Source organism: Planococcus antarcticus DSM 14505 (assembly GCF_001687565.2).
Taxonomy (GTDB): Bacteria; Bacillota; Bacilli; order Bacillales_A; family Planococcaceae; genus Planococcus; species Planococcus antarcticus.
The window spans coordinates 2,007,069-2,025,574 of sequence record NZ_CP016534.2; the positions used below are offsets into that span (position 1 = coordinate 2,007,069).

Genomic DNA, 18,506 nt, shown 5'->3' on the forward strand with positions numbered 1-18,506 from the left:
AACGGTTTCAGAATTCCTTTCAAACGTAGACCAAGTTCACTAAGTTTGCATTAATTCCAGATACTTTTTCTTTTATTATTCTTTCTATCGCTCCACAATTCTTTAACGAAGAATTCTTAACGCAGGTTCTTGTTTCGGTGATTTTTCAGGCCAGTTGACAAGGAAAATCCCTGAAAAGATCAGCGCTCCTCCACCAACCAGTGACCACCCGATTTTCTCATCTAGAATCAACCAACCCGAGAGTACGCCAAAGAGTGGTGCGAGAAACAAAAACGCGCTGACTTTTCCTGGATTTCCGTTTTGCAGCAGAGAAAACCAGATGGCAAATTGGATGATGGACGCTGGAATTGAAAGCCATAAAAGAATAGAGACAGATGTCGGATTGAGAACCAGCCGGACATCTTCCAGCAACGCACTGCCCGCCAACAGAATCAAACCGCCAAACAGCATTTGATAAGCCGTTAAGACCCAAATGTCGAAGAGTAAGCCCCATTTCTTGATCAACAGCGTACCAATTGCCCATGAAACTGCGCTGGCAAATGCTAAAAAAGTTCCAACTTCCAGATCCACATGGCTTCCCATAGTAATGAACACGCCAAAAAAGCCGATCAGTACGCCTCCCCACTGAACGATCCGGTACCGTATCCTCAACAGTAGCGTCCCAAAAATAACCACCAGCAACGGATTTGTAAAAGTCAAAATCGCAGACTCGCCCGCAGTGATCGTCCGCAAACTCAGAAAGATTGCCCCCATTACACCTGCGGTCTGCACAGCGCCAACGATTGCGATTCGAAGCCAATCGGATGCTTTCTTGGGGTGTTTCTTTTTAAGTAAAAGGACAAACGTCCCCATGATCATTCCTGCCATCGTAAAACGCATTCCGACAAGCAACAGCGGTGAAAAATATTCCAAGCCGATCTTTGCCACAGCAAAAGAAGACCCCATCAAACTTGTCGTTATTATAACTAAAAGTGCAAAGATTAATTTCTTCTTCAAATCGGTGGCCTCCTCACAGGTTTGTATGATACAACTGCTAATTTGAAGCTTGTTAAAGCTCACTCTATATGATTAAGAATTATAACACTTTGACCCGCTGTTAATTAGTGGACTGCAAAAAAAACCCTTTCCCATGTCGACAGTCGGAATTTGTGACATAAAGAAAGGGTTATTTGATTTCTTCAATGGGCTTATCTGCTAGGTAGAAAACAACCATCCGGTCCGCATACAAGTCCTTGCGTTCGATGGAATTCTTCGTCCTCTTTTTCTTTCTCTAGCTGGCCATTCTGCCATTCAAAATCGATTTCTGAACCGAATTTCTCCGGAAATCGGATATACCATCTTTGTTTGCGGATCGTGAAGTTTTCCGGATCCAACAAAATTGCGTCATCCAGTTCTTTTAATGCTTCTTCATTTCTTTTTTGCTTTGCATATTCCATGCCGAGTTTAAATTTGGTTTGTGCCAACTGGAGCTGAAAATCGGCTTTGTTGTTGCTTGATTGACTGCTTTCAAATTCAATCTTCTCTGTTTCTTTATGAATCAGCTGTTCAACGGCCTTCACGTGTTCTGGGTTTTCCACCTTGAAGCCTTCTTTAAGTAACCGGATTGTTCCTTCTTCGTCGATGAAAATGCCATTGGGCACCATTTTGAACTGAAACAGATTAACCAATTGATTGTTTTCATCTACAACCGTCGTAAACGTTGTGTCTTTTACAAACGGTTTGACGACTTCCGGACCTTGACCATCTACTGCAACGGAAAGAATTTCAAAGTTATTGTCTTTATGCGTTTCATATACTTGTTGCCAACCTGGCAACTGTTCGCGGCATCTTCACCAGGAAGCCCACATGAAAATTAAAGTGTTTTTCCCTCGGTAATCGCTGAGTGCTACTGAATTGCCTTCTAAATCAGAGAATTGCATATCTTGAATCTTAGTTAACAACATAACTTTTCCTCCCTTTTTCATTTTCACTTGAGAACTTAAGCATACCAATGGTTATTTGGATAGTCTACACTTAGTTGGACAGAAAATATAAGGGGGCGTAGAATAGTCCACAATACGTGAGGAGAATCTACTATGACCCAAAAGAGACGCACATTTTCTGCAGAATTTAAAAAACAGGTGGTTGCACTGCACGCAGGTGGAAAAAGCCGGGTAGATATTGTCCGAGAATATGACCTAACGGCTTCCGCACTCGATCGATGGATTGCCCAATTCAATCGAACGGGTTCATTCGAAGAGAAGGATAATCGAAGCCCGCTGGAGGCAGAATTACTTGCCTACAAGAAACGAAACAAACAGTTGGAGATGGAAGTGGATATGTGAGTCTTGCAGCGCTGATCATGGGACGAAAATAGAGATTATTCAACAGAATCAACACCTCTATTCGGTATCAGCAATGTGTAATGTCCTGCAAATCGCTCGCAGTACTTTTTACTATGAAACGTCCGTTTCAGTAGAAAAAGAACGCCAAAAAGCTCGAGCAGAACAAGAATTAAAAGACGAAATCTGGGCAATCTTTCATTAGAATCGCCGTGTCTATGGGACGCGTAAACTGAAAGAAGAACTGAAGATCAGAAAGAATTGGATCGTCTCGAGACGTCGTATTGGACGCCTCATGGCGACACTTGGCATCCAATCGAAATACGCACTGCCTTCGTACAAGCCGATGGTTACGCCTCCTAACGAAGCAACGTATCGAAACGTATTAAACCGTGAATTCAATCCAACAGAGAAAAGTGCCGTATTGGTTAGCGACTTAACGTACGTGAAGGTTGGCGGCCGGTGGAACTATATTTGTTTCCTTCTCGATCTCTATAACCGTGAAATTGTCGGGTACAGTCTGGGTGAGCGAAAAGACGCTGCTTTAGTTCAGCGTGCCTTCGCGACGGTCAAAAGCGACCTGGGAGCCGTGAACATTTTCCATACAGACCGTGGATCTGAATTTAAAAATGCCGGTATTGATGCCTTACTAGAGACGCATCAAATTGAACGGTCGCTGAGTCAAAAAGGAAACCCTTATGACAATGCGGTGGCAGAAGCTACGTTTAAGATTCTGAAGACGGAACTGATCAACGGCATGCACTTTGAATCCCTTAATCAGCTATCACTTGAGCTATTTGATTACGTCCATTGGTACAATCATATTCGTTTACACGGCAGCTTAGGCTACACCAGCCCTGTCACTTATCGAAACGCAGCCCTTAAAAAAGTTGTTTGATTTAGTGTTGACTTACCAATTTAAACTCGTAAACTATCTGGTGTAGATAGATGGATGAATAGAAAGAACCGTTATCACTTCACTCATAATTCTTGACGCTCCCTCCGTGCAATATACCCTTATAAGGCTTGATAATATTTAAACTATTACACGTTTATGTCTTTTTATTAAAAACTTAACTCAATGATCAAGTTTTACAATTACTCCTGAATTATTCACGCTTGGTCGCTCATCCGGGAATTTAGCTGAAATTCACTGATTGTCGAAATTTTTTAAGGCATATTTCCTCTTTTTCATTTCATCTACGTGAAATTCTGCATCGACTCATTTAAAAAGAGCGTTTTTGGGCAGACTACTCCCTTGGCAGAGATCCAAATTTCAAAAAAGGAGTAATGAGAAGCTATTCGATTTTCAGCTGTTGAATCCGGGCGAGGATTTTCCAAAAGAAGTCTTGGTAGACAAAACTGGAAGACAATTTGAAGTAAAGAGACCGTCCTGACTTCACCAGCTTACTGGCCACTTTTACCAGTCGTCTCCGGATGGTCTGGATCTGCATCTTCTTTTGCACTTCCGGAAACGTTAATGTGCGCAGCCAATTCACTAAATTATAAGCCAACAGGCTTAGCATCATTTTCGCTTCGTTCACTTGGTAGGAATGGCTGTTCATTCGATCAAATCCAAACCCATTTTTAGCTTCTTTGATGTAATTTTCCATGGTTCCTCTTTTTTGATAGGTGCGGACAATGGCTTCCGGGGAGAACACGTCCGTGAAATTCGTCACAAAAAATGTATGGGTAAAGAACAATTCACCCGCAAGCCGTGCGGACTGGATGACGACTTTCCGGGGCTTATCCCATTTTTTCGCCTGATAGGTTGTTTCTGAAACATGATATTCGGTCTTTGTGCTGTCAGATGGTGTCGAAGATGGATGGTATTCCTCCGCAAGGCATTGCAGGATGGCATTGGATTTGAGCCGGATGACGTAATAGACCGATTCCTTTTCACATAGTTCATACAAAGCCGGAACGGCAAACCCACTGTCCCCGCGGATGAACGGCGTCGTCTCAGGAAACTGTTCATTATAATGTTCAATCAGCGGCCGGATGAAATCCACGACTCCGTTGGATGTGTAGACATTGCCGGGGCGCAGCTGGGCTTTCAAGAAATCACCGGTGATCCCGTCAAAAGCGACCAACGGATGGAAACCGACCGTCCCGTAATGGGCATTGTACGCCGCATCGCACTGGTTGCCGTAGGTATCGGCATGTGTCGAGTCCAGATCGAAGATGATCGCTTCAGCTTTCCGGTGCCGATGCACTTTATCGAGCAGTTCCTGGTTGGCTTGTTGTAATTGAATCATCGCTTCCGGATTAAAACGTGGCCAAAAACGAGATAGACTGGGTTGGGAAGCTAACGCTCCTTGTCCGAGAACTTGAGTGAAAATCGGATCGTCCGTCAGGTGGTCCGCAGCATCATCTTCCGCATAACCCGTTATTATCTGGTAGATTTTCTGGCCGAATAATTTTTCGTTCGAATGGATCCAATGAGAACGAGTATCTTTCAAATGAAGATGCTTCGCCACGGTTTGCGAAAAGCCAAACTTTACGTCGAATTCCTTGAACAGGAACGCGCCGGTATCTGAGGAAAGTGAACCTCCATCATTTGATAATTTGATCTGACGATTGAAATCAAGGGATATTTGCGGTAATGTAGCCATAAGAAGAATCCTTTCTGTTGGTTATTTTGTGGTGATTTAACCTTAGCAGAAACGGATTCTTTTTTCATTTTTTTCATGCATAAGCAAAGGCCCCAAAAGCCGATGAACTCGGGTTTTGGGGCCTTTATCAATAAATCGGTGAATAATTCAGGTTGAACTATCTTATTGGTAAGAAATAATTCCAGAAGGCCCTATACCTCTTTGTCTCATATGAATCCGCAGGACGTAGAAATGAAGTCTTCCAGATACTCAAAGAAGGCTTTCTGGATAACAATAAAACCAACACAGTTCAAGGCAAGCATGGTAAGAAGTTTCAGTTGCTCTACTTCAATCGTTCGAGAGAAATTGCTCAGTTATATTTTGGTCAACGTGGCGAAGATGATATTGCCAGTCTATGGACAGTTGGCAGAGAAGAATTGAAACGACCAGCGAAGTACGAAACTTTGTACAATTGGACAATCACATTCCGTAAGATCTTAGAGAAAGAAACTGGAGATTTAATTAATCTAAATCCTCACTCCTTCAGACATAGTTCACTAACAAACTATGAAAATGGAACTCACTACGTATTGAAGGAACTTGGAAAAGATAAATTAGAATTGAAAGTTTTGAAAACACTTGCTAACCACAGCGATATTTCAACAACTCAATCTTACTTGCCGAATAAAGATGCTGAAATTTTAGCAGAAGCATTCGGGTTGTAAGTGAAAAACCCTCTTCCAGCTAGGTTGAGGGTTTCTTTTTTTAATTAACCATCGTTATCGATACAACATCATCTAAGTTCAATCGATGATTCTTAAACGGATCTTCATAATACAAAATTCTTGTTTTAATATCTACATTGGAAATGGTCCCATGATGTTCTGTGATTTCTCCATTATTCCAAGTATGAATATAAACGATGCACTGTCTTTTCATTGCAAGATCAATTTCTTCTTGAATTAGTTGCATATTATGTTCATCTAGATATGACTTCGCCACTTTATTGTAGTCTTCTTTCCAAGTTTTAATTAACTCAACATGCTCAGTCAACATTAACCCCTGCCACTTAATCATACCTCGATCTTTGACATCACCTTGAATTTTTAAATGTTTGTTTCCTTTCATACTTCCACTCCTTTCAATTCGTATTTACTAACATAATTAACAACACTCGCTCTTGTTGCAAGACAAATAAAAAAGGAAACCAATTAAGGCTCCCTTCTTTTTTTAATTTATCGAATTATATGCTGCTTCTAGCTTTTGTTCAAATGCACTATGATAAGCGGCTCTTTCTGCCTCAGACAACGCCATTGGATTACCGTTCATTAGGCCGATTGTTTTTTGCATTTCAGATATTTCGCGGCTCATACCTAACGCTTCCATTTGACTATCATCAATCGATCTAAGAGCAATAAAGGTTAGATTCTTTTCATAATCTTCTTCATGAAATTCACCGCTCTTGGTCCAATGGTTCCACGCAGTTTTGATATTCTCTTCTCCTTTGAATTCTTCAGCATCTTCTTTAGAGTAATCCTCCGGTATTCCACTTTCAACTGTAGAAAGGTTCGCCCAGGCAATTATAGCTGCTAAAGAAATAAGAATCACAAAAGGCGCCGCAAATACAATTTTTTTCATTCCTTAATCCTCTCCGTTCTTATTAATTAAAGACTTCATTTTTTGAAGTTCGTTGTAGCCTTCTTCAAGAAGAGCTTGTCTTTCATCTCCTGAATCCAAGTTCTGAGCTTCGTCAAGAAGACTAGCTGTTTCTTGAGACCATTCTTTTAACGGTTCAAAATCAGTTAGCTCACTAACTTGATTAAGTCTAGAAATAGGGTGTGACATTTGTTCGTTATAATTCGTTTCTGTCATATCTTCAAAATCTCCTAACTCCGCAGCGTCAACTAGGAATCCCATTATGACCCCAATCTTCTGCTCTTCAGTAGGTTCGTTAACAGTCTCATTCTCATTCCATTCTCTGCCAATCATAAACTTAGTTTCTTTATCAAAGGTGTAGCCATTTTCATACGAGATGAGCCTGCCATCTTCTTTCCCGCCACTTGGTAGTTCATAATTGTCAAAGTAATCTTTAATTTCTTTGTAAGGAGATTCCAATAAAACATCTGTTGATGAAGATGAAGATGATTCTCCTTGAACTTGACTTACTTCTTGTGCTTGACTCTCTGTCTCTAATTCTGGAGCAGCTGCTTCATTTGATGAACATGCAGACAGGAGTAAAGAAACTGAAACTACAATTCCTAACGTAGACTTTTTCAGTTGAATCCCTCCAGTTATAGACCAATTATATCATATTCTTAGCATATGTTTAACCGCTAAATTAACAGTATAAGGGAAATTAAGAGCTTTCTTAAACTCTTATTATTCCAATATATATTCCGCTATAGTTTTCTTGATGATTTCTAAATCTTCTTCAATTTTTGCAACTTTAAATTTTAAATAGATGGCCTTTATCGTGAACAGCTTGCTACATCTTACAATGGAAGGTTTTATTAAACCGATCTCTTTCCAGTTCTCAATACTGAAATCAAATCTATTTCACATCGTGGATTGTCATTTTAGCAACCACCACATCAACGTCCTTTAACTCATTGCTATTTCCAACCACAACACATGATCCCTTTGTTTATTTTTAGTTTAATTTTAATTTTATTTTCTTTACGTTGTAATAAAATTGGAATAAAAATAGTAAAATAGACGTCTTTATTTCATCCATTCTTTCACAAATATTTCAAAATTTGAATAGGATGTGTAGCTGATTTGATATGCTTCCTCTTCTTCGAAGTTGGCGAATTTATATTTTTCAAGTGCATCCTTTTCTTCTATCGCGACCTCTTCGGCTACAGTAGAATCGGAATCTCCTATATTGACTGAAATAGCCAGTAACACTAACCACGTCAAAGCCAGCAAAGGTACGCCTATGACGATTTTTTCAACAAAACACATCACCTACTGCCCTTCTACTATGGAATACATTTTCTGCAGCATTTCGTAAGCTTCTTCGTAAGATTGTTTCCGTTCTTCTTCATTTTCACTGGATTGAACGTGCTTGAGCAGGTCCTCTACTTCAATTATCCATTCTTCCAGCGGTTCAAAGTCGTTCAATTCTTTCGCTTGGCCTAGGCTTGTAAGCGGTGGATCCAGTATTCCTAGCGTCATATAGGCCGTTTGATTTTCAGGATGCTGGATGGCAGCTGCACCAGCAATCCACCCCATGATCACGCCAACTTCCTGCCCTTCCGTGGGTTCTTTTGGCCCAGTACCTTCATAATGAATTCGGCCAACCATATACTTCTTATCTTTATTGAAGGTATAGCCGTTCTCATACGATACACCATTTACTGCTTCACTTGAATCAAGACGGCCCTCTTCCGGCAATTCGTAGCGGGTAAAGTAGTCGCTGATTTCCAGATAGGGTGATTCCAAAACCGAATCCTCCTCTTCTTGCTTTGTTTCTTCTACTGGCAGACCCGTGTCGCCACGCTGAGGGAGTCCCTGTTCACTTGTGGGCTCTGCTATATTAACAGGAGATTTCCCTAGTTGCTCACTCAAAAAATAACCGCCTGCCAAAAGAAGGAATGCGATAAAGGCAACGCTCATGGCGCGAGGCATCCAGTCCTTTCTCTTTTTTGGCTCTGGGCGTTGGTTAAGTTTTACTAGGACTTGTTGCTTGTGCTCGGCTTTGAATTGGTTATCTTTAAACACTGTGCTATTTAGGGCATTCCGATACTCGTTCAATCTATCCTTCATTCCATTCACCTCTTTCCACCGTTGTATATGGTAACTTAAAACTGAGCCACCAAAGCAATTGAAAACTGAGCCACTTCTGTAGGAAAATAAACCCTAGCATGATTGTTAGGGGGAAACAGGAGTGATTACATTGAACAAGAAGCAACAGGTGATTCAGCTGCATCTTCAAGATGTCAGCCAAAGACAAATATCCACTGAAGTGAAGGTCTCCAGAAACACCGTTTCAAAATACATCGAAGCTTTTGAGAAGAGCAAGGCAACCGATGTCCGTAACCTGCCGGTTACAGAGGATATCTTATCGGCTCCCTCCTACAAGAAAAGGGATGGGGTAAAACGCAAAATGACAGAGGAGATTATAGACAGGCTCAGAGGATTCATTCAAGACAATGAATGGAAACGCAAAAACAACATGAGCAAGCAACAAATGAAAAAGATTGATATGTATGAAAAACTGCAAGAAGAAGGATATGACATCGGCTATACGACGGTTCGGAATTTCGTCAATATCGAGGAGATGCGAGCGAAAGAGGTTTTTATTCGGCAACGCTATTCAGCAGCTTGGGAAGTAGAATTTGATTGGGGAGAAGTAAAACTAGTAATTGATGGGAAACAGAAATCCTATTCCTTAGCGGTTTTCACCTTGGCTTACAGCAATTACCGATTTGCGCTGCTTTATGAATCCGAGACGATGATCTGTGTGCAGGATGCCCATACCAAGCTGATTGACCACTTAGGTTTCGTCCCATCTGTTTTCACTTACGACAATATGCGAACCGTGGTGAAATCGTTTGTCGGAACAGACCGGAAGATCACGGATGGAATGATCAACCTCTCCAATTATTACGGATTCCGGATACGGCTCTGCGAGCCAAGAAAAGGAAACCAGAAAGGACACGTAGAACGGAGTGTCGAGGTTGTCCGCAGAAAAGCATTTTCATATGATATTGCGTTCGCTTCCCTGGAAGACGCCCGGAAACGTCTAAGCCAAACGATTCAATCGCTCAATAAACGAATCCACCACGAAAAGAAGATCGCTCATGTGGAATTGAAAGAGCAAGAAAAAGCAACAGCTACTCAAGAGTCGCTCCCTCTGCCATTCGATGTTTCGGAAGTCTTGGAATGTCGGGTAGATAAATACAGCACCGTCATGATTAAACAAAATCGGTACTCCGTACCCGAGGGCAATGTAGGCGCATGGATCCGTGCCAAGGTCAGCGCAGATGCAGTCCGGCTCTTTATTAAAGGCGAACTCGTTGCAGAACATCGGAGAAATTGGGGTGTCCATCAATGGGAAATGAATCTCTATCACTACATAAAAACCTTCACAAAGAAAAAAGGCGCTTTAGCTCAAAGTGAATGTTTGAGCCAAGCACCAAATCAAATTAAAAAACTCTTCGAAAACCATTATATCGGAAAAGAGAGAGATTTTCTAGAGCTACTCCTCTATGTACGAGAGAAAAATCAGTTGGATAACGTGATGACCGCTGCACGACAGATTGAGATAAAAGGTCTCGGTGAAATTACGACCGAAAAGCTAATTTTTCTGAGCGAACAAACAGATTTAGTACCTACGGTACCTCTACAAAAAGATGAGACAGTCGAACAGGCGCTTCAAAACATCCAAGCCTTTTCAGCGATGTTCAAACAAGTCGATGAAGGAGTGCTTGAACATGGATAAAAAGCAACAAGTCATTGATATGTGCAAAGAATTACGACTCCCGGGGATCCGTGAGTTGGTTGAAGAAGATGAAGGATTTGAAGAAACGACAGCTGCAATCGAGCTGTTATATACAGTATTAACAAAAGAAAAGAAAGACCGTTGGATCCGATCGAAATCAACACGGATCCGCCGTGCCAACTTTCCGGAGAAGAAACTGCTTGAGGAGATTGAGATCCAAGCGCTGCCCACAGATGCGCAACAAAAACTGCCCAACTTACAGACGCTTGATTTCATTAAAGCTGGGCAGAATGTGATTCTGACCGGTTCCCCTGGCACCGGCAAGAGCCACTTGGCTATCGGCTTAGGAGTAGAAGCCTGTTTGGCTGGTTACAAGGTATATTTTGCGAGTGTCTCTTCCTTGATCAATCAATTGAAAGAAAGTAGGTCCGAACGGACCTTGCGCTCTTTCGAATTGCGCTTTGAGAAGTACGACCTTGTCATCATTGACGAATTGGGCTACATTTCCTTCGATAAAGAAGGCGCTGAATTACTCTTTACGCATTTATCTTTGCGTGCAGGGCGATCCTCGACCATTATCACAAGTAATCTATCGTTTGCGAAATGGGAGGAAGTGTTTCATGACCCCATTTTGACTGCAGCATTGACGGATCGGCTGACGCACAAATCACATGTGGTGAATATGGTAGGTCCTTCTTATCGAATGAGAGAAACGAAAAAATGGCTCGAAAACAACCATTCATAAGTGGCTCAAAATTAAATTGCGTTGTGGCTCAATTTTCATTTGCGAAATACACACCGTTTCTCCCAGAAGGCCGCGCCCTCTTTTCAAGCGGGTTTTCACTGTATTTTCGTTGGTTTTGAGCAACCGTGAAATTTCTAGGACAGACAACTCTTCATAATAATGTAAATGGATGATTTCCCTGTACTTGACCGGCAGCCCCATGACCTTTTCAGCCAACAGAATGTCCGCGTCCTTTTTCAGTGAAGCGGTTTCGGGTGACGGCTCTTTCGACTGAAGGAACTGGAACAAACTGTTGTTGACCACGACCCGTCTTGCCCAGGAACTTTTCAACACATCTTTGCAGCGGTTGATGGTGATCCGGTAAATCCACGCTTTATAGGATTGAATTTCTTCGTGTGTATTGTACTGCTGATAACAAGTCAAAAAGACGTCTTGGATAATCTCATGTGATTTCCCCCAGTCGTGGAGGTAACTATAGGCCAGCTTTGTCAAACGATCTCCGTATTCATCCATCAGATCGGACAGCCACTGTTCCTGATTGCTTCTTGAATAGTCGGTCTGTGCAAGTTCAGTCACTAAACGCCCTCCTTTCTTTTGGTTTTTTGTCCACTCTACTTTTGAGTACCCCTAAGACGAGGGAAAATGGATTCCGGTTTCATATTTAAAAAATATTTTGAAAGATATTTAATTTTCGAGGGGTTTTTCTAAAAAAGGGTCCAAGAGCACGCTCTGTTCCATTGATTTAACTTTACAGAAAAAAGAAAGGGTGATTTGATTAACCTCTTTTCTTCCAGTGTATCTATGTAGCTTCTGATAAGTATTGAAATGTAAACCTATATATTTTTAAGGCTTATTTTAGTAAAGTAGTTTTTTCTCAAGCACAATTTTATGCAATCCTTTTTCATCCGTGTAAGTATGGATAACATCAAACCCACATTTAATGTTCAACAAGAGCATGTTTCGCCATTTATTCATTGTTTTTGTTTGAACAACACTGTATCCAGCCTTAATTAAATATTAGTGTTGTTTTTCCATTAATTTAGAAGCGATACCGTACTTTCTAAAATTAATATCCACACCACCTAACCAACTATTAAATGTATCATCGTTAAGCTGGTATCCAATCTTATATCCGATAACTTTAATATTATTTATAGCGACAACAATTAGCACCTTATCCTCATTATTTATTTTTTCATTTAGTCCGTCAGCAGTTTCAAAAATGGTTTTATGCAGATCTATAATTCCATTCAAAACATCATAATCAAGCATCGAATCTAAAGTGTAATATTGAATGTCCACAAGTACTCCTCCTTATAATTTAAAAGACTTCCTCAATAAACAAATTCTAACATTAAATGTACTTGAGACTAAAAAATAGCTAGATAATTTTGAAAATAAAAGCGTTCGTAAAAGTACACTTTTACGAACGCTTTGAAAAGGGCTGAAAACGACCAAAAAAGGCGTTCGTAAACGTATCAAAACACTTTACGAACGTTCGCGAAATTGCACATACTTTTACGAACGGTTTTCAGGTATAATTAAGGGAAACAATCGTTTAAGAGGTGAATTATGGAACATCGTAAATTTGGTTATATACGTGTCAGCAGCAAAGATCAAAATGAAGGCCGTCAATTGGAAGCCATGCGTAAAATGGGCATCAATGAACGGGACATTTATTTGGATAAGCAAAGTGGAAAGAATTTTGAGCGAGCGAACTATCAATTGCTCAAAAGAGTTATTCGAAAAAGCGACATTTTGTACATCCACTCGCTGGATCGGTTTGGTCGGAACAAAGAAGAGATTCTTGAAGAATGGAATGACCTCACGAAAATATTAGAAGCTGATATTATTGTGATGGATATGCCGTTATTGGATACGACCCAATACAAAGATAGCATGGGGACGTTTATTGCAGATTTGGTTTTACAAATTCTTTCCTGGATGGCTGAAGAGGAACGAGGACGCATCCGAAAACGACAGCGTGAAGGAATTGACTTGGCGTTGCAAAATGGCATTCAGTTTGGCAGGACCCCTGTTCTTGTCTCAGAGGAATTTAAAGAAATTTATAGAAAATGGAAAGCAAAAGAGTTAACAGCGGTGCAAGCTATGCAGGAAGCTGGATTTAAAAAGACTAGCTTTTATAAATTAGTCAAAGCACTCGAAGAAGAAACAGCTAACACATTATAATAGAAGAAACTCAATCATCTTTTAGCTAATAAGTACTCTCAAGAAAATTTAATGAAGCTTAACCTATTAAATCTACTGATGGTGCATTAAAGTAAAAAGGAACTTCTTGACCATAAAAGAACATTCTAATTCGGAACGAAAACATATTGGAGGAATTATATGTACGACAAACAGCTTTATTCCCGAACGCTTCTTTTATTAGCTTTAGCTATCTTTATTATTATATGGGCATTAAAAGGCAAAGTATTTGATATTAGCATTGTTGCGACAGCATTGAGTGCAGCAGGAGCGACTTTATTAATTGATAAACTCATTTTTAAACAGCTTATATGGAAATTAGCACCAAATTTTTTTTATAAATGGCTGACTACTATACCTTTCCTTGGCGGAAAATGGGAAGGACATTTATATTCAAACTATATTTATCCTGATACCGGTATGCCGGGTGAGCCTATCCCTGCGAAAATGGAGATATTTCATGAATTTGAGAGTATACATATACGTTTGGAAACAAATAAATCTTACAGTAGTAGTAATGTCAGTGATATATCGATTGATGAAGGTAAACAAAAGTATTTGTGCTACCTTTACGGGAATGACGCTGATAAAGACAGAGAAATAAATCCAAAACATGACGGCGCAGTAAAACTAAGAATTAAACATGACGGTGAAATAAAGTTAGAAGGCCATTATTGGACTGGAAGAGCCACTACCGGAAAAATGGAATTTAAAAGAACGTCAAAGAAAAACTCCCATGCATAATGGGAGTTTTTTCATTTAAATAAATATTTTCTACCTTCGACTAAAAACTTATGGGTATCACTAAAAGTATATTTTCGATTAGCACGGAATAAATATAACAATTCCGATACTTCCCCCCACTCTTTTGTCTTTTCAACACTTGATGTTTTTTCGATTAAGTAATCAAAACATTTTTGAACATCCTCTGTTAGTGTAGCGTTGTTAAATCTATCATTCGGCACATTCCAAATAAGTGATTCTACTAAAAAAGACGATACTTTTTCTACTGCATATCCCTCATCTAATAGATTATATCTTAGTCTTTTAAAAATACGTACCAATTTCTTGTACCGCCTAGAAGTTTCAGTATTTTTCCTTACTCCATTAATATAATGTTGTTCAGGAAAATTGATGATTCTATTTTGTGAATGCCTTGTCTGAAATTCAGTACCAGTAAGGTAACTTCCACCTAGAGAATATCTTCGATGCTCAAAACAAGGAACAACGTCTGCATCTACGCGATACGAATTAAAATTTATTTGTATTGCTTTATTTCCCAGCTCAACGTTTTCAATCCCAAAATGGTTTACTATAGCCGCTTCAATATCACTCCTGTATTGAGCAAAGGTATAATCAGCGTCTGAATTACCGAAGTCTTTATGGCCTTGCCCATCTGGATAATCTGCAAAAAATACGTCTTTTAATTTCACAGCGATATCTACATCACTAGTTAGCCTTACATTAGTATTGTTATGATAAGAACCTTTTGGAATCAATTGAATTCCGCGGTTTTTTAGAGCTGCTGATTTACTTAAGGCATCTCTAATCATCCTAATCGCATTTTCACATTTCGATTCTTCATTTTCACTTGCTGGTTTGGACCAATTCTGAAAAGTATCTTCTAAATTTGATTTAAATTCAAACATGCTATTCCTCCCATTTCCTCTTTGGTTGTTCATTTTATAATAAGAAAATAAATATAACTCACTTAAAAGTTTAGTTAACCTTGATTTTGGAATTCTAATTACAAGTTCTTCTTTCACTAACAAGTGAAATATTAATTATCACCACTTATAACGGTAATATTTCAAATAAAATTATATCGATTCATCGAATTTCTAGTCTTTTTTCTTTTGAGGTGGAGGTGTTGGTGGCTTAGCAGTACTGACTTCGGTTTTTTTTGAACCATAATTATTAATGTTGGTTCCATGACGGTTTTCTTTAGTATTTTTGTTAGGCATCATTTTCGACCTCCTCGTTTATATTATACGAATTACCAATTTCTATTACTAAATTTTCTCCTACTACAAAATCAAAATAGATTAGTTGCTGACTATACAAGTAATCGCTGTCCTCAGTGAAAACATCAACTTCTGTCAATGCTAACTCTCTCTTACCTGGTACATCTGAAAAATGGAGAATCTTACCTAAATAAGTCAATCTACTTTTGTTATCTCGAATGGTCACCCAAGAAACGTCATTGTTAGATATTATACTTTCCCATACTTCTCCATCTCCAAATTTTTTGGATAGCTTAAATTTAGCAGCTAAATTATATAAAATTTTATAATTTATTAAATATGACAGCACAACTCCTAAAAGGAAGCCTATTATAGAAACATGGATTACTACCGAAAGATCAATGTTAATGCGAGAATCTAAAATATTAACAAAAAATGAATTATGACTAAAAAGAGAATGTATAAAGTAAGCAATAATAGACAGCAAATAAGAATGAAGGAGAAAGTATTTTAAATCTTTTTTTGAATGATTGGTAAACAAATCGATTACCAATATTGCTATAACTCCTGGGATTAACAGTATTAATAGTTTTAATGTAAGTTCGCTAAAAGACACCCATATTCTCCTCCACTGAATTTATATATTCTTTAATATCTCTCTCACTAGTCTTATCTAATACGGCATCACAATCATAAAGTTTCAATAATTTATGAACTTAAATCGTATTCCCTATTTTCATATTAAATAAAATTTTCTAAGGTCGTGTCTGTTCGAGACTATTTATTACTCCTTATTAAATAATATTCAATTTTTAAATTGACATGCAACACAATTGCTATTGTGTTGTGTTTCTAAACTTATGCTTTGCCTTTCTATTGCATGACCATTCACTCAATCGGTTCGGCCGGAACAAAGAAGAGCTCCTCCAGGAGTGAAGTAATCTTACTGAAAATATTGAAGCCGATATTGTGGTACTGGATTTGCCGTTACTTGATACCACTTAATACAAAGACAGCATGGGAACATTTATTGTAGACTTAGTTTTACAGATTCTTTCCTGGATGACAGAAGAGAAAGCGAACTCATCCGGAAACGGGAGCGTGAAGGAATGGAAAGCCAAAGAGTTAAGAGCAGTGGAGGCATGCAAGAAGCCGGGGTTAAAAAGACCAGTTTTTATAAATTGGTCAAAGCGCTCGAAGAAGAAACAGGTAACACTATATAATAGAAGAAACTCTTTTTCCTTTATCAGAGCTATTAGTATAGTGTAACTCTATATTTCAATTAAAAGGAGGTGAATATATTACACAGAATATAATTTATTAGAAAATTTATATTCCACGTGATATAATTATGGTAGAAATTGAATTCTTAGCAGATGAACATGGTAATCAACAAGTCATAGACTTAATCACTTCCATTGCTGATAGAGGAATGAACGATGAAGATTATGCCGAACTTGCAGCTCGTATAGCCCAGCTATTTGATTACATGAAAGACATAGGAGTTCCTCCTATAGAAAAACGTACGTTATACGGTATCAGCTCGGTAGGGAATCCCATCACACTAGTCGATGTGGTAAAAGAACTGAACCACCATCCCCCACTGATGGAAGCACGAGCGAATTGGAGACCCGTAGGAGCTTTTCGAGCTATCTTTTTCTATGAAGAAGATGATAAAGGAAACCAATCTATTTACTTCACAAAAGCTGTTATCAAGCAGGAGACCTATTCACGAGACTTTGAACATGCAATTAGTGCGAGTGAAAAAATGATGGTTGAATTTTTTAAACCTGAGTAAAAAAGGAGAGGGTTTAAATGGCAAATAAGAATTATAACGATGTGATGGGGATCTTAAGACAAGTGCCGAAAGTAAATGAACACTTGAATAAAATTTCTGTTATTATGGGAAAAAAAATACTCAAGAGACGCCTTGAACTAGGCTTGACCCAAAAAGAGGTTGTCGCTATGATCAAAGAACATGGAGATACCTTTACACAGGCGACGCTGTCGAAAATTGAAAGTGGTGCTGATAACATCAAATCCGAAACATACGACAAAGTTTTCGTGGCTTTGGGTGGTCTCGAAGATTTAACTCCTACATTTAAGGAAAATCCTAAAGGTAAAGATTTAATTCATTCATAGACATCTATATATAGTAGAAACTCAAAATAGAACCAGAGAGATAGAAGCATATCTTCTCTAGTTCTATTTTTTTCATATGATTTCATGACCTGAAATACAGAACACCATCATTTAAGCCAAAGGATTCGTTACTTAGTAAGAGCCTAACTCAAAACTGTATACTTCCTCCTTGCAATTGACACAATACCCTTTTCCGTTGGTTAATGGCACTGGACAACCACATTCACAATGTCCAAGCACATTATCAGATGGCTCTGAAGGAACAAACCTATTTCCGCAGTACTTACACTTTTTCATATAGCTATTATTTTCTTTCCCACATTTAGAACATTTCAATTTTCAGTCTCCCTTCATCCTGTATACTTCAATTTTTCAACTTTTTATACTGAAGCTACTTTTTACTTTCAAGTCTTTTTTAAGTGATTTTTGGTAGACCGTAAGAAAATCTTTAATGGGTACTTTTAAAATCTCTTCACGGTTTTCTGTAAATTCAACTCGAGCATTTTTTAAAACGTCTCTTATTATTTGCACAGAAACCTTCCAGTTTTCCAAGTAATAGTTCTCTTCTAACCACGTTAAAATAATCGGTCTCCAAACATGATTGGAAGACAAGATATAACTAGCGCCTTCTATTCGTGTCGTTCTCATTCTTTCCAGAAACTCTCTATATTTCTTTTCAGGAACGTGTGAGGATAAGTTTTGGACTTTCCCTCTATTTAACTCATAAAAGTACTGGCGAAAACGATCATCCAATTCTTTTTCCTGTGGACTCATGGCAGTGGATGCTAAAACTGCTCGCGGTAAGGAAACCGACGGTTCGATTTGTGGAACAGCTTCTTGAAGTTCTTCTGTCTTCTCTCCCTCTACTGGGGCAACTGCCGCTTCTTTCTCTTCTTCTCTGATTCTTTGGAGAAGTGCGTTTTGTTGCGCTTGGTCTTCAAGAATCCGTTTCTCCCTTTCCCTTTTTCTCTCCACAGCTTCCAAGAAATTCGCTTTGAACGTCTTTCGGAAAGAAAGCTCTTGTTCCGGATCCCGTAGCATGAATGCCTCATTCTCGATATGAAGTGCTTGGCTAAACGGAACTCT

General features: G+C 39.0%; 22 protein-coding genes and 2 pseudogenes. 9 read left to right on the plus strand and 15 right to left on the minus strand.

The window, feature by feature from the left end; translation table 11 throughout:
* Positions 1–102 precede the first annotated feature (102 nt).
* The 3 genes from BBH88_RS10030 to BBH88_RS19220 form a co-directional block, all read right to left on the minus strand.
* On the minus strand, positions 103–996 hold the full coding sequence (locus tag BBH88_RS10030; protein ID WP_065536841.1) for a DMT family transporter: 894 nt from the start codon (positions 994–996) through the stop codon (positions 103–105).
* A gap of 191 nt (positions 997–1,187) precedes the next feature.
* Positions 1,188–1,814, minus strand: coding sequence for a redoxin domain-containing protein (locus BBH88_RS10035; RefSeq protein ID WP_006830786.1), 627 nt, complete (start codon positions 1,812–1,814; stop codon positions 1,188–1,190).
* Positions 1,815–1,829: 15 nt separating this feature from the next.
* Complete coding sequence (locus tag BBH88_RS19220) at positions 1,830–1,943, minus strand: TlpA family protein disulfide reductase (RefSeq protein WP_006830785.1); 114 nt, start codon at positions 1,941–1,943, stop codon at positions 1,830–1,832.
* A 132-nt stretch (positions 1,944–2,075) separates the two neighbouring features.
* Here BBH88_RS19220 and BBH88_RS10045 point away from each other — a divergent pair.
* Positions 2,076–3,219 (plus strand): annotated as a pseudogene (locus BBH88_RS10045) (IS3 family transposase).
* 400 nt (positions 3,220–3,619) lie between these two features.
* Here the strand turns inward: BBH88_RS10045 and BBH88_RS10050 are convergent.
* On the minus strand, positions 3,620–4,936 hold the full coding sequence (locus BBH88_RS10050) for an IS1380 family transposase (protein ID WP_065536840.1): 1,317 nt from the start codon (positions 4,934–4,936) through the stop codon (positions 3,620–3,622).
* A 317-nt stretch (positions 4,937–5,253) separates the two neighbouring features.
* On the opposite strand from BBH88_RS10050, the gene BBH88_RS10055 reads away from it, so the two are divergent.
* The gene (locus tag BBH88_RS10055; protein WP_006831651.1) at positions 5,254–5,640 is read left to right on the plus strand and encodes a site-specific integrase; all 387 of its coding nucleotides are present in this window, start codon (positions 5,254–5,256) and stop codon (positions 5,638–5,640) included.
* 40 nt (positions 5,641–5,680) lie between these two features.
* Here the strand turns inward: BBH88_RS10055 and BBH88_RS10060 are convergent, their stop codons facing one another.
* The 5 genes from BBH88_RS10060 to BBH88_RS10080 form a co-directional block, all read right to left on the minus strand.
* Positions 5,681–6,043 carry a YolD-like family protein gene (locus BBH88_RS10060; protein ID WP_006831650.1) on the minus strand — a complete coding sequence of 121 codons (363 nt, stop codon included), beginning with the start codon at positions 6,041–6,043 and terminating at the stop codon, positions 5,681–5,683.
* Positions 6,044–6,145: 102 nt separating this feature from the next.
* Positions 6,146–6,553 (minus strand): hypothetical protein, encoded by a 408-nt coding sequence (locus tag BBH88_RS10065; protein ID WP_006831649.1) that lies wholly within the window; start codon positions 6,551–6,553, stop codon positions 6,146–6,148.
* Positions 6,554–6,556: 3 nt separating this feature from the next.
* Complete coding sequence (locus BBH88_RS10070) at positions 6,557–7,030, minus strand: hypothetical protein (protein ID WP_006831648.1); 474 nt, start codon at positions 7,028–7,030, stop codon at positions 6,557–6,559.
* A 606-nt stretch (positions 7,031–7,636) separates the two neighbouring features.
* Complete coding sequence (locus BBH88_RS10075; RefSeq protein ID WP_065536839.1) at positions 7,637–7,882, minus strand: hypothetical protein; 246 nt, start codon at positions 7,880–7,882, stop codon at positions 7,637–7,639.
* Positions 7,883–8,683 (minus strand): hypothetical protein, encoded by an 801-nt coding sequence (locus BBH88_RS10080; protein ID WP_006831646.1) that lies wholly within the window; start codon positions 8,681–8,683, stop codon positions 7,883–7,885.
* 130 nt (positions 8,684–8,813) lie between these two features.
* Between BBH88_RS10080 and istA the strand changes: the two genes are divergently transcribed.
* Positions 8,814–10,361, plus strand: a complete 1,548-nt coding sequence (gene istA, locus BBH88_RS10085) for an IS21 family transposase (protein WP_456291191.1) — start codon at positions 8,814–8,816, stop codon at positions 10,359–10,361.
* Positions 10,354–11,106 carry an IS21-like element ISSau9 family helper ATPase IstB gene (gene istB, locus BBH88_RS10090; protein ID WP_083387728.1) on the plus strand — a complete coding sequence of 251 codons (753 nt, stop codon included), beginning with the start codon at positions 10,354–10,356 and terminating at the stop codon, positions 11,104–11,106. The genes istA and istB overlap by 8 nt, the downstream gene beginning before the upstream one ends.
* Here istB and BBH88_RS10095 read toward each other — a convergent pair.
* Entirely contained in the window at positions 11,101–11,682 is a 582-nt protein-coding gene (locus tag BBH88_RS10095) for a sigma-70 family RNA polymerase sigma factor (protein ID WP_065536838.1), read from the minus strand. The two genes, istB and BBH88_RS10095, sit on opposite strands and share 6 nt — an antisense overlap.
* A gap of 441 nt (positions 11,683–12,123) precedes the next feature.
* On the minus strand, positions 12,124–12,408 hold the full coding sequence (locus BBH88_RS19910; RefSeq protein ID WP_331243358.1) for a GNAT family N-acetyltransferase: 285 nt from the start codon (positions 12,406–12,408) through the stop codon (positions 12,124–12,126).
* Between the two features lie 270 nt (positions 12,409–12,678).
* On the opposite strand from BBH88_RS19910, the gene BBH88_RS10105 reads away from it, so the two are divergent.
* Both BBH88_RS10105 and BBH88_RS10110 read left to right on the plus strand, forming a co-directional pair.
* The gene (locus BBH88_RS10105; RefSeq protein ID WP_065536837.1) at positions 12,679–13,296 is read left to right on the plus strand and encodes a recombinase family protein; all 618 of its coding nucleotides are present in this window, start codon (positions 12,679–12,681) and stop codon (positions 13,294–13,296) included.
* A gap of 159 nt (positions 13,297–13,455) precedes the next feature.
* Complete coding sequence (locus BBH88_RS10110; RefSeq protein ID WP_065536836.1) at positions 13,456–14,058, plus strand: Cap15 family cyclic dinucleotide receptor domain-containing protein; 603 nt, start codon at positions 13,456–13,458, stop codon at positions 14,056–14,058.
* A gap of 11 nt (positions 14,059–14,069) precedes the next feature.
* Here BBH88_RS10110 and BBH88_RS10115 read toward each other — a convergent pair whose 3' ends face one another.
* The 3 genes from BBH88_RS10115 to BBH88_RS10120 form a co-directional block, all read right to left on the minus strand.
* Entirely contained in the window at positions 14,070–14,963 is an 894-nt protein-coding gene (locus BBH88_RS10115; protein WP_065536835.1) for a nucleotidyltransferase domain-containing protein, read from the minus strand.
* Between the two features lie 192 nt (positions 14,964–15,155).
* Complete coding sequence (locus BBH88_RS19815) at positions 15,156–15,281, minus strand: hypothetical protein (protein WP_269148233.1); 126 nt, start codon at positions 15,279–15,281, stop codon at positions 15,156–15,158.
* The gene (locus BBH88_RS10120) at positions 15,271–15,894 is read right to left on the minus strand and encodes a hypothetical protein (RefSeq protein ID WP_065536834.1); all 624 of its coding nucleotides are present in this window, start codon (positions 15,892–15,894) and stop codon (positions 15,271–15,273) included. Before BBH88_RS10120 ends, BBH88_RS19815 begins: the two co-directional genes overlap by 11 nt.
* A 257-nt stretch (positions 15,895–16,151) precedes the next feature.
* On the opposite strand from BBH88_RS10120, the pseudogene BBH88_RS20040 reads away from it, so the two are divergent.
* From BBH88_RS20040 to BBH88_RS10130, 3 genes and pseudogenes are all read left to right on the plus strand, one after another.
* Positions 16,152–16,408 (plus strand): annotated as a pseudogene (locus BBH88_RS20040) (recombinase family protein); the annotation flags it as partial.
* A gap of 221 nt (positions 16,409–16,629) precedes the next feature.
* Positions 16,630–17,076, plus strand: coding sequence for a hypothetical protein (locus BBH88_RS10125; protein ID WP_006831552.1), 447 nt, complete (start codon positions 16,630–16,632; stop codon positions 17,074–17,076).
* A gap of 17 nt (positions 17,077–17,093) precedes the next feature.
* Positions 17,094–17,420 carry a helix-turn-helix domain-containing protein gene (locus BBH88_RS10130; protein WP_006831551.1) on the plus strand — a complete coding sequence of 109 codons (327 nt, stop codon included), beginning with the start codon at positions 17,094–17,096 and terminating at the stop codon, positions 17,418–17,420.
* 372 nt (positions 17,421–17,792) lie between these two features.
* On the opposite strand, the gene BBH88_RS10135 is transcribed toward BBH88_RS10130, so the two are convergent.
* A complete protein-coding gene (locus BBH88_RS10135; RefSeq protein ID WP_065536833.1) occupies positions 17,793–18,461 on the minus strand; it encodes a hypothetical protein in 669 nt (222 codons plus the stop codon).
* Between the last annotated feature and the right edge of the window lie 45 nt (positions 18,462–18,506).

Excerpts from the sequence above, each read along its gene's own strand:
- BBH88_RS10080 (WP_006831646.1), bottom strand. The coding sequence starts at position 8,683 with ATGAAGGATAGATTGAACGAGTATCGGAATGCCCTAAATAGCACAGTG.
- BBH88_RS10060 (WP_006831650.1), bottom strand. The coding sequence starts at position 6,043 with ATGAAAGGAAACAAACATTTAAAAATTCAAGGTGATGTCAAAGATCGA.
- BBH88_RS10125 (WP_006831552.1), top strand. The coding sequence starts at position 16,630 with ATGGTAGAAATTGAATTCTTAGCAGATGAACATGGTAATCAACAAGTC.
- BBH88_RS10110 (WP_065536836.1), top strand. The coding sequence starts at position 13,456 with ATGTACGACAAACAGCTTTATTCCCGAACGCTTCTTTTATTAGCTTTA.
- BBH88_RS10050 (WP_065536840.1), bottom strand. The coding sequence starts at position 4,936 with ATGGCTACATTACCGCAAATATCCCTTGATTTCAATCGTCAGATCAAA.
- istB (WP_083387728.1), top strand. The coding sequence starts at position 10,354 with ATGGATAAAAAGCAACAAGTCATTGATATGTGCAAAGAATTACGACTC.
- BBH88_RS10115 (WP_065536835.1), bottom strand. The coding sequence starts at position 14,963 with ATGTTTGAATTTAAATCAAATTTAGAAGATACTTTTCAGAATTGGTCC.
- BBH88_RS19815 (WP_269148233.1), bottom strand. The coding sequence starts at position 15,281 with ATGATGCCTAACAAAAATACTAAAGAAAACCGTCATGGAACCAACATT.
- BBH88_RS10135 (WP_065536833.1), bottom strand. The coding sequence starts at position 18,461 with ATGCTACGGGATCCGGAACAAGAGCTTTCTTTCCGAAAGACGTTCAAA.
- BBH88_RS19220 (WP_006830785.1), bottom strand. The coding sequence starts at position 1,943 with ATGTTGTTAACTAAGATTCAAGATATGCAATTCTCTGATTTAGAAGGC.
- BBH88_RS10130 (WP_006831551.1), top strand. The coding sequence starts at position 17,094 with ATGGCAAATAAGAATTATAACGATGTGATGGGGATCTTAAGACAAGTG.
- BBH88_RS10065 (WP_006831649.1), bottom strand. The coding sequence starts at position 6,553 with ATGAAAAAAATTGTATTTGCGGCGCCTTTTGTGATTCTTATTTCTTTA.
- BBH88_RS10105 (WP_065536837.1), top strand. The coding sequence starts at position 12,679 with ATGGAACATCGTAAATTTGGTTATATACGTGTCAGCAGCAAAGATCAA.